Source organism: Agarivorans aestuarii, from assembly GCF_019670125.1.
In the GTDB taxonomy this organism is placed as follows: domain Bacteria; phylum Pseudomonadota; class Gammaproteobacteria; order Enterobacterales; family Celerinatantimonadaceae; genus Agarivorans; species Agarivorans aestuarii.
Genome location: NZ_AP023033.1, coordinates 4,579,513 through 4,592,539, shown reverse-complemented (window position 1 = coordinate 4,592,539; position 13,027 = coordinate 4,579,513). Strand labels below are relative to the sequence as shown.

The window sequence follows — 13,027 nt, the reverse complement described above, 5'->3', positions numbered from 1 at the left end:
GGCTAGCCTCTATTTAGGGTATTTAAAATGGTGGTGGCTTGAGCAACTAAAGAGCCCGCTTCGGTGCTGCTGTCGGGCAACAATACCACACTCGATTCTTTAGCAATGGCGTGTTTAGCTTCAATCGCTTTAGTTGCAAGATCCAGCTGAACCGCTTTTTGCCCTTCTGCTGTAGCGGCTGATTGACCAACCGTGGTTAAGGCTTGAGCCTGTGCATCGGCAACTGCAATAATCGCTTCTGCTTCACCTTCTGCGCTAAGTACTTGCTCGCGTTTTTCAGCTTCAGCCTGCAATACACGCGCTTGTTTTTGACCTTCGGCAATGTTGATTGCCGCAGCCTTTTCGCCCTCAGACTCTAGGATTTTAGCGCGACGTTCACGCTCGGCACGCATTTGCGATTCCATCGAATCCATAATTGAAGAGGGTGGGGTAATGTCTTTAATTTCATAACGTAGTACTGCAACGCCCCAAGAGGCTGATGCTTCGTTAATTTGCGCAACAATTTTGGCATTAAGCGCATCACGTTCTTCAAAGGTTTTGTCCAGTTCAATTTTACCAATCTCTGAACGCATGGTGGTTTGCGCCAACTGAGTTACCGCAAATACGTAGTCTTCTACGCCGTAGGTGGCTTTGTATGGGTCTAATACACGGAAGTACAATACGCCATCTACCGATAAGGAGATGTTATCTTTAGTAATTGCCGCTTGGCTTGGTACATCAAAGGCTTGCTCTTTTAGTGAACGGCGAGCCGATACTTGGTCAACAATGGGGATTAAAAAGTTAATTCCCGCTTCTTTGGTTGATTGGTATTTACCAAAACGCTCAACTACCCAAGCCGAGTTTTGTGGTACAAATTTAATCGAAGATTTAAGTACAAAAACTGCAAAAATTAGCAGCGCAACTTGTACGGTGAGTAGATAATCAAAAACCATAGGCATAACACTTTCCTTACCAGTTAAAAACGAATCTAAAACGCGAATATATCGTTACGCTGCAAAGCTTATATGTCACCTATACAATTTGTTAGGGACCTTTTATTTAGCAGCAAGGTAATCATAAAAAGCCCAGAGAATACAGCGCTTTTTGACAGATAAGTGATTACTGTTGGCTGCTTACAATTAAATACCAATTAATTTGTTGGCTTAGTATTTAAGTGCTGGCTTAAGGCTTGATCCCAATAAGGGTTTAAACCAAAACGCTGGGCTAAAAAATCTATCATTACTCGGCTGCGGTGTGGCAAGTAGCGGGTATTGGGATAAACCGCCCAAGCGTGCAATGCGGGTAGTTTATACTCGGGCAGCACTATTTCTAGCTCTCCTTTTGCAATAGCCTGCCAAGCAATAAAACTAGGCGTATGGGCAATGCCATGTCCGGCGATAGCTAAGTCTTGCAAAAAATCACCGTTGTTGGCGCTAATATGTGGTTGGTAGGCTACTTGATGAACACGCCCTTTATTATCACTTAGTTGCCAACTAGCACTACCACGTAAGCTGTAATGCAGCACTTGGTGTTGGCTTAGTTGTTCAGGTTTGGTGGGACGGCCATGTTTGGCAAGGTAGGCCGGCGAGGCCACTAAGGCAAAATTGATAGGGGTGATTTTTTTTGCTTTTAGGCTAGAGTCTTTTAGTTCGGCAATGCGCAGTGCCAAATCTATACCTTCGGCCACTAAATCATGTTGGCTGTCAGCTAGGCTTACTTTAAGTTTAAGTTGTGGGTGCAGCTGCATAAAGGCATCAAAAGCGCTGCTTAAGTGCGCTTGGCCAAAGGATAAGGGCACCGCAATATGTAAGCTGCCAGTTAAGGTTTGTTCTTGGCAACTGGCGTCTTGGTTAAGCTGATCAACTTCGTCAATTATGCCTAGGCTGCGTTGATAAAACTGCTGGCCTGCATCACTTAAGCTAAGGCGACGAGTGGTACGCTGCATTAGGTTGCTGCCTAGGCGCTTTTCCAAGGCACTTAAACGCCGACTCACCACCGATTTAGCCACCCCTAGTTGCTCAGCGGCTCGGCTAATACTACCTGCCTCAACCACCCGCACAAAAATTTGCATCTCTTCCAGCTGTCCCATCACAGTGCTCCATGTTCGCTAGCTACTATTGTTGCCATTATAGGAACAATGATTTGCCAAGTGCACGGTTTATCGTTCTTCATAACAACATTAATCTGTTCACAAGTAATGGCATTGAGCCAAATAAACAGACGGAGAACACAATGATGAATTTACTACAACAACTCAGCCAACCTACAGCACGAGTATTTTTAGCGCTGATTTTTATCCTCTCTGGTTACGGAAAAATTGCTGGCTACGCCGGGACTCAGGGTTATATGGAAGCCATGGGCGTTCCGGGTGCGCTATTACCCTTGGTGATTGCCATAGAACTGCTTGGTGGTTTGGCGATATTAGTGGGCTGGAAGACTCGCCCTGTGGCATTTTTATTAGCTGGTTTTAGTTTGCTGTCGGGTCTGTTATTCCACTTTAACCCAGGCGATCAAATGCAAATGATTATGTTGATGAAAAACATAGCTATTGCCGGTGGATTCTTATTATTGGTTGCCCATGGTGGCGGCGCATATTCACTCGATAAACGCAGTGCATAGGACTAAAGATGACTAGTTTAAAACAACTACAAAAAGTGGTGGCCGGTCAGGCCACCAGTGACGGCGCCGGCGTAAAACTTACCCGCATGCTGGGCAATAACCAGCTGCGCCACCTAGACCCTTTTTTGATGTTAGATTGCTTTGAGTCAGATAAACCCGATGACTATTTAGCGGGTTTTCCAGAGCATCCGCATCGCGGTTTTCAAACGGTCACCTATATTCTTAATGGCCGGATGCGCCATAAAGATAATGCAGGCCACGAAAGTGTGATTGAAGCTGGTGGCGTGCAATGGATGAATGCTGGACGCGGGGTGATTCACTCAGAAATGCCCGAGCAACAAGACGGCCTACTTAAAGGTTTTCAACTATGGGTTAACCTGGCTGCAGAGCACAAAATGTCGGCGCCAGATTATCAAGAGCTGAGCGCCGAGCAAATACCACTGAGCCAAGATGAGCGAGGCAACGTAATAAGAGTAGTTGCCGGAGAGCTGGCTAACGGAACAGTTGGCGCGGTGCAAACTAGCCACACTGCAGCTAGCTTTTTAGATATTAGTTTGGTGGCAGGGGCAAAGGTTAATCTAGATTTACCTTCTCATCATCATGGTTTTGTTTACGTGATTGAGGGGGAAGTAACGGTTGCCGATAACCCGCAGGCTATTACTGCTTATCACTTGGGCGTGCTTAGCGAAGGCGAACAACTGTTACTGCAAAGCGCGCATGCTAGCCGCGTGCTAGTTGTAACGGGCGAGCCCCTTAACGAGCCCATTGCTTGGGGTGGCCCATTTGTGATGAATACCCGCGAACAAGTATTACAAGCATTTGACGATTTTCAAAATAACAAATTTTAGGAGTAATACCATGGGACTGTTAGTAGATGGGAAGTGGCAAGACAAGTGGTACGACACCAAACAAAGTAAAGGTCGCTTTGTGCGCAGCGAATCGCAGTTTCGCAACTGGGTAACTGCAGACGGTAGCGCTGGGCCCAGCGGTAAAGCGGGATTTAAAGCCGAAGCAGGGCGTTATCATCTTTATGTGTCCCACGCTTGCCCTTGGGCTAATCGCACCATGATATTTCGCAAGCTAAAAGGCTTGGAAGAGATGATTGATTATTCGGTGGTGCATTGGTTTATGGGCGAACATGGTTGGACCTTTGCTCCCGGTGAAGGCGTGGTGAGCGACCCCATCAATAGTGCTGAGTATTTGCATCAAGTGTATACCGCAGCTGATGCTAACTACTCTGGTCGAGTGACGGTGCCCATTTTATGGGACAAGCAACAGCAGACCATAGTGTCTAACGAGTCTGCCGACATCATCCGTATGTTCAACTCAGCCTTTGACCAACTTGGCGCTAAGCCCGGTGACTATTACCCAGAAGCACTGCGCGAAGAGATTGATGTGATTAATCAGCGCGTTTACAACAACGTAAACAATGGCGTGTATAAAGCGGGGTTTGCAACTAGCCAAGAAGCCTACGAAGAAGCCGTATTCCCCTTGTTTGAGAGCTTAGATTTTTTAGAGCAAACTTTGTCAAACAGTCGTTATTTATTGGGTGAACAACTCACCGAGGCAGATTGGCGTTTATTCACCACTTTGATCCGCTTTGATGCGGTGTATGTTGGCCACTTTAAATGTAATTTGAAACGGATTGTCGATTACGCCAACCTAGATGCCTACATGCGTGAGCTTTATCAAATCGATGGCGTGGCAGAAACTATCCATTTCGATCATATTAAGCGTCACTACTATGAAAGTCACAGCACCATCAATCCCACTGGTGTAGTGCCTGTTGGGCCCATTTTACACTTAGACAAACCCCACCTTCGCGGCTAAGTTAAGCAAGATCTAGAGAATAGTCAGTGCCTTAAAGTGGCATTGACTATACTTAGCCTAAGCGTTTAAAAATGAGACAGTTAGTGAATGTTTTAGGTCGATTACTCTGTGGGTTTTTATTGCTGGTTATGCCCCTTGAGGGACTATCCAAGCAAAAGATTTTGGTGATAGAAAGCTATCACCAAGAATACGCATGGGATAAAAGCTACATAAAAGGCCTAGAGTCGGTGCTTGGCGAGAACTATCAACTCACTTACTTTGAAATGGACACTAAACGGATCCCCAGTTCACGCCATCGCAGTCGCGGAGAATTAGCTTGGCAGCGCTACTTAGATGTGAAACCCGATCTGGTGATACTAGGTGACGATAATGCGCTAAAGTACCTCGGTTCGCGGTTTGCCAAAACCTTGCTGCCGGTGGTGTACTTAGGCATTAATAATAATCCTCGCCGTTATCACGTTCATCAGCGGCACAATATTACCGGTGTTTTGGAGCGTCCCTTAATCAAGCGTTCAATCTCTAGCATTAAGCCAATGTTTCCTGAGGGGCTTAATCGAATGCTGATTTTATTTGATGACGGCACCACGGCTAAAACGGTTCTTGAAGAGGAGTTTGGTGGTGAAACTCAGCTATCAGTGTCTGGAGTTAAGCTTGATTTACGCCTTATTAGCCGTTGGGATGAGTGGCAGCAAGCGGTGAGTAGCGCTAAACAGCAAGGTTATGATGCCATAGCGTTTGGCCTTTACCACACCCTAAGAGACAGCAAGAATAAGTATGTAGAGGCTAGCGAGGTGATTGAATGGTCGTCACAGCATACACCTGTTCCCCCCTTCGGCTTTTGGGATTTTGCCGTGGGCAAAGATAAAACCATTGGCGGCTTAGTACTGTTTGGTTACGAGCAAGGACGCATTGCCGGCGAGTTGGCCCACACCATATTAACGACCGATGTAGAGCCGCACACCCTTGGGCCTAAAACCGCTGAAAAAGGCCGCTACTTGTTTAGCCGCAGCCAGTTAGAACGCCATCGCTTGACCCTGCCGAGAAAAATGGCCAATAAAGCCAACTTTGTTGAATAAGCCCGTTGCTTCACAATTAGTTTAGCTATTGGAATAAAAAATCCAAGTTAGTGAACTCTGACCAATTGTTCAGCTTGTGTTAATGGCTGTTTGATATTATGTTTTATTTTTGTGATCTGTTTTAACGGGCGCTTAAGGGCTTAGCTTATCCATTGCTTGTTATGTCGTTTCAGCATCTAAAAGCAAAATTCTTTATCAATGTGAATACCAATTCATCCATTGTACTAATAGTAAAAGGGAACTTAACTATGAAAAGACTCAGCAAATTAGCTGTTTTATGTACAACAAGTTTGCTTTATGCCTGTGGCGGTTCAAGTGATTCTGGTACACCAGATCCTGCTCCTGCGCCCGGTCCAACCACCGCATTTTCTATTAGCGTAGATGCCCCACCCAGTTTAGTGACAGTAAGCACTGGCGGATTTAGTTTATTCTCTAAGGCCTATGCCGACAGCGTAGATAACTTAGAAAAAGACAACTTCGCAGTGGCGATTATTGATGCAGACGGTAATGTGATTGAAACCGTCGAGCTAGCCGATGACCAGTGGTCTAGAGAGCCCGACGGCACCTACGTGATTACTTTACCAGGTGGTGAGCGTTTAGATTGTGTTGTACTGATTGACCTTGATGGAACACCAGCCCTGCAGCTTAATCAGCCACTACCTAGTGATAATCTGTTTGCGCCAACTACCTCAGAGGAGTTCCAAGTAGATTTAAGCTCAACAGCCGCCTACCGTGCAGTAGTGGAACAAATTGCCGCTGCCAGTACCTCTGGCAGTGACTGGGGGGAGTTTGCCTCGGCAGTGCCGTCTGGTGATGAACTAGCCAGCAATGTAGACATTGCCCAACAATTAGTGGCCAGTGTGATTGAAGAAGTACGAGAAGAAATCAATCAAGCGATTATTGATTCAGGCAATGATTTTACTTTAGAAGACATTTTGGAAGACCCGGCGATTTTGGAGCTTGCCGACAATGTTGTTGATCGTATTGAAACCGAAACCGAAGCCGCCGACACCAATGTAGCCGAAGTTCTGCAACAAGGTGTGTGGTGGGTATATGCCGACAAATATGATGGCGACTTAGAGTTTGAAGCAGGAAAAATGAGCTTTGATGGCGTGACTACTTCTGAGCAAGTTTATTTTTGGGATGCTGGTAGCGGTGAGGCGCTAGATTTAACTACACCTGAAGAAAGTTACTCGGGCACTATCGATAATGTAGACACCACTCAATATGATGTAGACCGCTGGATATTGGGGAGTGAAGGCTGGCTAGAAGATTTTGATATGCCCTTATTCCGCAGTGCTACAGAAACTACCGCTGTGCTAACCAATGCCGGTTTGCAATCGGATACTAGCCTTGATCGAGAGGCAAGCTTAAAACAAATTGATTTGGCAGGCAGCTCTGTACGAGCCTTTGCGGCAACCGAAGACGCCAGCGAGCTATTGCTGTTAATTCCAAGCAGTGCGACCTTTAGTGAAGGCGCAACAGCTTACCTTGGTTCTGAGAATCTTGCTGAAGATAGATACCGAATCTTCAATTGGGGCTGTGACGACCAAGAAGGTGAATTTTGTAATCGTATCTATCGCAATATGGGCGGCGGTGCGGAAGAAGGTGCTCCAACAGCTTTGTCGGCACTGTTTTCAGCAGAGCCAGCTGAAGCCAATGATTACAGCATGCAAGGTGTTTGGATGACGCCGACGCAGTCGGGTAATACCAGTGTTTTAGCTGAGTTCGTAGAGGATGAAGCTAATACCGTTAACTTCTATAAGATTTTCCATAACGATCAAACTACAGAAAAGCTCGCCTTTAGTACCACTTGGTCTGTGCAAACGGTAAACGGGCAGGAATTAGTTAGAGTAAGCCTACCAATCGCCTTAGTTGCTTATGGTGCTGAGATTGATGACTTAGAGATTTTTTATACCGTAGCCGAGGGTTTGGTGCGTCGCGGTAATGTAGAAATGGCTGGAATGCCTGCATTCTACTTATTTAACCAGCAAGCTATTCAAGATATTGGGGCCGCACTTGACCGAGATACCTGTGATGTTGAGGAAATACAAGAAACCTTTACTGAGCAAGAGTTTGTGAACTTCTTCAATACTTGTAACTATATTTCAGCGCAACAAGCATTTCCTGACTTATACGAAGAGCGCATTGTTCGTGTTAGAGGTAGTGATGGAACCACCAGAGCTTACGAGTTTAATCAAGATGGAAGCGTAAATTTCTACAAAGCTGGTTTGCTAAGTGGCGAGTTGAGCTACAGTCTTACCGACCAAGATTTCATTAAGTTGATGTACAGTGAAAACGACTACGATTTGGTGGTGATTGTAGAAGCCTTTGATGAAGTAGATGAGGTATCGGTAGCAGTATTCTCTAATGAAGCTGATATAGGCACCGAAGCATGGTACTACAAAGGCAAAGTGTTTGAGCGTAACGCAGGTGTGGACTATTGCACTACCGGTGATTCCGATTGGGATGATGAGAACGAAGTGCCGTTTGAAGGCACCGAAAAAGTAATCAGCGACTACGTGGATGCTGTAGTTGAATGCATTGAAACAATTGGCGGTCGCAGTGCGAAGTTTAGTGCAGACTCCTTAATGGGCAATGCCTTGGCTGCAACTGATGATGATGAAGAGTCTTACTATATCTTCGGAGATACCGAAAGCAGTACCGCTGGCTGGTATAGCGGTGAATTTCGCGAGTTAGCCGAAGAATTTAGCATACCAATGGAGTGGCAAGTTTCTGATGAGGGTGTATTAAGCTTACGCCTCAATGCTGAAACTTTGTTTGGCTTAACAGTAGAAGACCAAGTCACCATTATTGCCAGTGATGGTGTAGAAATGGCTGTCAAAATTTTCTCTCAACAAAGTACTTGGACAGAAGACTTCCCGTACATGAGCGAAGATGAAGGTGAAGTATGGACAGATATTCGAACGCTCATTAGTGACAGCGACGTACCCGCTTTACCATAGGGTTGACGCTCTTAACAATAAACGGCCTTTAGGGCCGTTTTTTATTGCCCTAAAAAGGGCAGCTTAGAGCGGCTTTGACTACGCTCAATAAATAAGCGGTTGGGGCGCTATCTACTTGTTGCTGGATAGCGTAGAATCCTGCTGGTTTTTCAGCCTCTGGGCTGTGGGTTTTATTTTACTTGGGACTAATCCATGACTAATAACGATATTCTTCGTCGTCTTCGCTATTGCTTTAACTTTAACGATAACAAGATGATTGCCATTTTTGCGCAAGCTGAGCTAACAGTAAGCCGTGCCGAGGTGAGCGATTGGTTGAAAAAAGATGATGACGCTGCTTATCGCAATCTTAACGATAGAACCCTAGCAGTTTTTCTTAACGGCTTAATCAACGAAAAACGCGGTAAACGTGAAGGCCCTCAGCCTGAGCCAGAAAAGCGCCTAAACAATAATCTTATTTTGATGAAGCTAAAAATTGCTTTAAACCTCAAAGCAGAAGACATGCTAGAGGTATTGGGTCTAACTGGTTTTCAACTAAGCAAACATGAGTTAAGTGCATTTTTCCGCAAGCCAGACCATAAGCATTACCGTTTATGTAAAGATCAAATCATGCGTAACTTCTTGCATGGCATGCAGCTTAAATATCGCGCCAACCCAGACGAAGCACCCGACTTTGAGTGGGATGAAGAATAGTCTTCAGATAAATAAAAAAAGCCGAGCTTAGCTCGGCTTTTTGGTATTTACGCGTCATTTTCTAGCTGATTAAACCTTGATGCTTCTTCTTGTTGTCGGGTCTTATTTCCCTTTGTTTTGAACCAAGCTATTAAGCGTTTCAGTTGGAATGCTTCACGAAATTCCCGCCACTTTTCGGCTAACAAGCGACGATAGATATAGGTAATAAAGCAGAGGTTAATACCAACTAAAAACAGCGGTAGGTATAGGTTAAACACATCGAAGGTTTCGTTTTCTACAAAGGAAAACTTATTGGGCAAGTTGGTTGAATCCAACAGGTCAAAATAGTCTTTAAAAAAGCTTACGATGGTGAGCATCTGAATCAGCGTTATCACAAATAGAATGAAGGATTGGCGCTGTTCAATGTTTTGAATATTGTAAGATATTTTGCGTTCAACAAACTCTTTATTAGTGGCCATTGAGCTTTTTAGCTGCTCAAAGGTTTCGCCTAATTGCCAGTATCTTTCCACCCATTCAAAGGCATCAAACTGCCAAGGTTTTAGTGCGCCTTTGTATTGAGAGTGTTTGATGAGTGAAATCTCATGCGCCATCACCAAAGAATCAAACTGGCGAGATTGTTTCTTTAACTCGTTGCTACTTAGGTCGTCAGACAGTTTAATCATCGAGTCCAATAGATACTCTTTAAAAAAGCCCGCCAAGAACCAGCAAGCTTGTAGATACAGCATAAAGGGTAAACACATGGTGGATTTTTCTTTTGGCAATCCGTAAACCGTGGAATAGCTCCAACCAAAATGGGCAAATGAGCCTGGGTGATCATTAATTAGGTCAATCTCGGAGGCAATGTTGAAGTTGATCTCTTCTTGCTCGTGGATTTGTTTTACCACCGCTTTTTCGCCTTCGTTAACCTCACTGCCAAAATCAACCAATACATGGCCGGTATGCGGTTTAATACTTACACTCGCCAGTTTGGAAGACTGCCCTGTTAGCTTAGCAACCGCAATTTGAGTATTTCGTATGGCCGTTTCTCTGGCGTGCTGGCTCCAACTGCCACTTCGCTGGTCTTCCACCATTGCACGTAGGGCAAAGGGGACTGATTTAAGGAGCTCTGCAGGTGGCGTTTTATCAGCTTTTCGTTGTAAACGAATGTGAAATACCAACATAAATACACTGCGGTTTACTAACATCAACTTCATTGAGCTATGGTCTGGGTCTAGGTTGTAGTATTGGAATATTTCCGACTGATCTTGGTGGTAAGTCACCAGGTCTTTTTGCAGTAAGTTAATGTGTTGCTGTTGGCTGAGGTTGCAAACCAGTAAATCGAGGAATTGCCCTTGAGTTTCTTTGGTATAGCTACTCAGCCAATGGTCACTATTACTTATGCCTTGCTGAGTAAGGTGCTCACTCATGCTTGACCAGTTGCTTGATCGCAGTGTGCTGGCACCTTGGTTTTTACGAGCTACTCGATTGATTTTAGATAGGAAGTTGATCCAATGCTCATCATGTATAAGCAGGGGTTGATAACAATAAAAGTCGATGTGGTCGCGCATACGCTACTACTTATCCTTGTAAAATGAGGTTACTACAAATAGCCGCTTCCGTGGCCTTGTTGGTAAGCTTTTGGTAAAGGTTCTTTGCGATAATCTAAAGTGAGCTCTTCGCCAGCTTTAATATCTTTAAGGGCGGTGACCCGCAGTGGGTGGTATTCAAGTTGTAAGTTGGGGCTACGGCTATGGTTTATGTAGCTGTATTTAGTGCGCAAAGGGCGAATAAGTAATTGGGTTTCGCTTATCGCATTCCATTCAAATGCTGTGGAAAATTGCTCATCCCACGGCACTAATTGTCCGTCAAGAATCCCCAATATGCTGTTGGCATTAATGCTGTTGGTGGCAAATAAACCATCACCGTGAATGGTGCTGGGGCGAATCTCAGAAAATAGTAGGTTGTCTACTATGGGATAAGCACTTTGTTGCATCATTTTTGCTGAATGGCTCTAAAAGTTTAGTTATTCCAGCAATATACCGTTGTTTACTATGTTTAGTCTGCGCTTATTATCAAAAAAAAAGCGCCTTGTTGGGCGCTGTTTTGTTTTTTGAATACAGGCTTAGTAGTAAGTATCGCTTTCGCTGTGAAATTGGTCATCATCGGGATACAAATCATTGTAGGCGCGGGTATGTAGATTACCGGTATGTTGATCGCGAACCAGCGCTACATTGTTTTTGTCATCTAAGGTGTCAACGAGGGCTTGCCCCTTGTCGTAAATACAACGCATACCTACTTTGAAAACATGTTGGCTCATGATGCTCGCTCCTTGATTAAGGGTTCAGCTTATAAAACGTAGCAGCGATACGTTTCGATCGATGATAGGGTGAGTTTTCCTCAAATAAAAAAAGGGCGAGTCTTAGCTCACCCTTTTTAATCTACCGCTTATTTATGCGGTTTGCGCTTGGCTTAACTCGGCGTCTTGGTTTGCTAGCTGTGGGTCATCGCGGTCGGTTACGGTTAGTGTAACCAGTGCTGCAATTACCATAGAGGCCCCGCCCAATACCAAGGCCATCATTGAGTCGCCACCAAAGAATTCGCGAGTGAAGTAACCTAAGATACCGGCCGCCAAAATTTGTGGAATAACAATGAAGAAGTTAAACACGCCCATAAAAAAGCCCATTTTTTTGCTAGGTAAAGAACCCGCTAAAATGGCGTAAGGCATACATAAAATACTCGCCCAAGCAAAACCAATACCTACCATGTTAAGCATTAACATTTTTGGATCGTTAATAAAGTACATGCCGGCTAAGCTTACGCCGCCCAAGGTTAAACATAGGGCGTGCACTACTTTTCGACTGCTGCGTGCAGCTAACCAAGGTAGCGCAAAGGCAGCCAAAGCACTAACACCGTTATACATGGCAAAACATAAGCCTACCCAGTCTGCACCTTCGTTATAAAGGGCAGAAGAGGTATCTGTGGCGCCGTAAACGCTGCTAGTTACCGCCGATGTGGTGTAGATCCACATGGCAAACAGAGCAAACCATGAGAAGAACTGCACAACGGCTAATTGGCGCATGGTTGTAGGCATTTTCTTCACATCGGCCCACACTTCGGCAAAGCCTTCGCTTGTTTCTTGGTCCTGCTCTGGCTCTGTGCCTTCAAAGCGCTCCATTTCTTCTGGGCTGTATTCTTTGGTTTTGAGAACGGTCCATAAAACAGCGCCAAAAAATACCACGGCACCAGCATAAAATGAGATTTTAACCGATGGCGGGATAACACCTTCAGGAGCTGTGTTGGCAATACCGAACCAGTTCGCCAGCACATACGGCATGGCAGACGCAATTACCGAACCTACACCAATAAAGAAGGTTTGCACTGCAAAGCCTTGAGTGCGCTGTTCAGATGGAAGGTTATCAGCAACTAAAGCGCGAAACGGTTCCATTGAAACGTTAATCGAGGCATCTAGTATCCACAACATGCCTGCTGCCATCCAAAGATAAGGCGAGTTAGGCATAATGATTAATGCGAGAGAAGACATGATCGCGCCAGCTAAAAAGTAGGGACGACGACGACCTAAACCATTCCATGTTCTGTCACTCATATAACCGATAATCGGCTGAATAAGTAATCCAGTTACTGGCGCTGCTAACCACAAAATTGGGATTTGATCGATGCTAGCGCCTAGGGTTTCAAAAATTCGGCTTACGTTAGCATTTTGCAAACCGAAGCCAAATTGAATCCCAAGGAAACCGAAACTCATGTTCCAGATTTGCCAAAAGTGTAATTTTGGTTTGTTTGTATTCATGAACTTACCTGATGGTGAGAAGGGTTTAATCTGGTCTAACCAGATGATTTTAAAGCTGCCGAGATTGTGAACACAAAAAG

At 44.9% G+C, this 13,027-nt stretch carries 12 protein-coding genes; 6 read left to right on the top strand and 6 right to left on the bottom strand.

Annotated features, from left to right (window positions below; all coding sequences use genetic code 11):
- Positions 1-2: 2 nt before the first annotated feature.
- Positions 3-938: an SPFH domain-containing protein gene (locus tag K5609_RS21225; RefSeq protein WP_221075368.1), complete on the bottom strand. Its 936-nt coding sequence runs from the start codon at positions 936-938 to the stop codon at positions 3-5.
- Positions 939-1,129: 191 nt separating this feature from the next.
- Positions 1,130-2,068, bottom strand: coding sequence for a LysR family transcriptional regulator (locus K5609_RS21220; protein ID WP_221077329.1), 939 nt, complete (start codon positions 2,066-2,068; stop codon positions 1,130-1,132).
- 143 nt (positions 2,069-2,211) lie between these two features.
- On the opposite strand from K5609_RS21220, the gene K5609_RS21215 reads away from it, so the two are divergent.
- The 6 genes from K5609_RS21215 (at position 2,212) to K5609_RS21190 (ending at position 9,160) form a co-directional block, all read left to right on the top strand.
- On the top strand, positions 2,212-2,598 hold the full coding sequence (locus tag K5609_RS21215; protein ID WP_343212498.1) for a DoxX family protein: 387 nt from the start codon (positions 2,212-2,214) through the stop codon (positions 2,596-2,598).
- Positions 2,599-2,606: 8 nt separating this feature from the next.
- Positions 2,607-3,446 carry a pirin family protein gene (locus K5609_RS21210; RefSeq protein WP_221075367.1) on the top strand — a complete coding sequence of 280 codons (840 nt, stop codon included), beginning with the start codon at positions 2,607-2,609 and terminating at the stop codon, positions 3,444-3,446.
- 10 nt (positions 3,447-3,456) lie between these two features.
- On the top strand, positions 3,457-4,428 hold the full coding sequence (locus K5609_RS21205) for a glutathione S-transferase family protein (RefSeq protein WP_221075366.1): 972 nt from the start codon (positions 3,457-3,459) through the stop codon (positions 4,426-4,428).
- A 71-nt stretch (positions 4,429-4,499) separates the two neighbouring features.
- Positions 4,500-5,504, top strand: coding sequence for an ABC transporter substrate-binding protein (locus K5609_RS21200; protein ID WP_221075365.1), 1,005 nt, complete (start codon positions 4,500-4,502; stop codon positions 5,502-5,504).
- Positions 5,505-5,752: 248 nt separating this feature from the next.
- Complete coding sequence (locus tag K5609_RS21195) at positions 5,753-8,470, top strand: hypothetical protein (protein WP_221075364.1); 2,718 nt, start codon at positions 5,753-5,755, stop codon at positions 8,468-8,470.
- A 192-nt stretch (positions 8,471-8,662) separates the two neighbouring features.
- Entirely contained in the window at positions 8,663-9,160 is a 498-nt protein-coding gene (locus K5609_RS21190; RefSeq protein WP_221075363.1) for a YehS family protein, read from the top strand.
- 47 nt (positions 9,161-9,207) lie between these two features.
- Here K5609_RS21190 and K5609_RS21185 read toward each other — a convergent pair whose 3' ends face one another.
- From K5609_RS21185 to K5609_RS21170, 4 genes are all read right to left on the bottom strand, one after another.
- Positions 9,208-10,707 (bottom strand): hypothetical protein, encoded by a 1,500-nt coding sequence (locus K5609_RS21185; RefSeq protein WP_221075362.1) that lies wholly within the window; start codon positions 10,705-10,707, stop codon positions 9,208-9,210.
- Between the two features lie 32 nt (positions 10,708-10,739).
- Complete coding sequence (locus tag K5609_RS21180) at positions 10,740-11,135, bottom strand: SET domain-containing protein (protein ID WP_221075361.1); 396 nt, start codon at positions 11,133-11,135, stop codon at positions 10,740-10,742.
- A 126-nt stretch (positions 11,136-11,261) separates the two neighbouring features.
- Positions 11,262-11,456 carry a hypothetical protein gene (locus K5609_RS21175; RefSeq protein WP_221075360.1) on the bottom strand — a complete coding sequence of 65 codons (195 nt, stop codon included), beginning with the start codon at positions 11,454-11,456 and terminating at the stop codon, positions 11,262-11,264.
- 132 nt (positions 11,457-11,588) lie between these two features.
- Complete coding sequence (locus K5609_RS21170) at positions 11,589-12,947, bottom strand: MFS transporter (RefSeq protein ID WP_221075359.1); 1,359 nt, start codon at positions 12,945-12,947, stop codon at positions 11,589-11,591.
- Positions 12,948-13,027 lie beyond the last annotated feature (80 nt).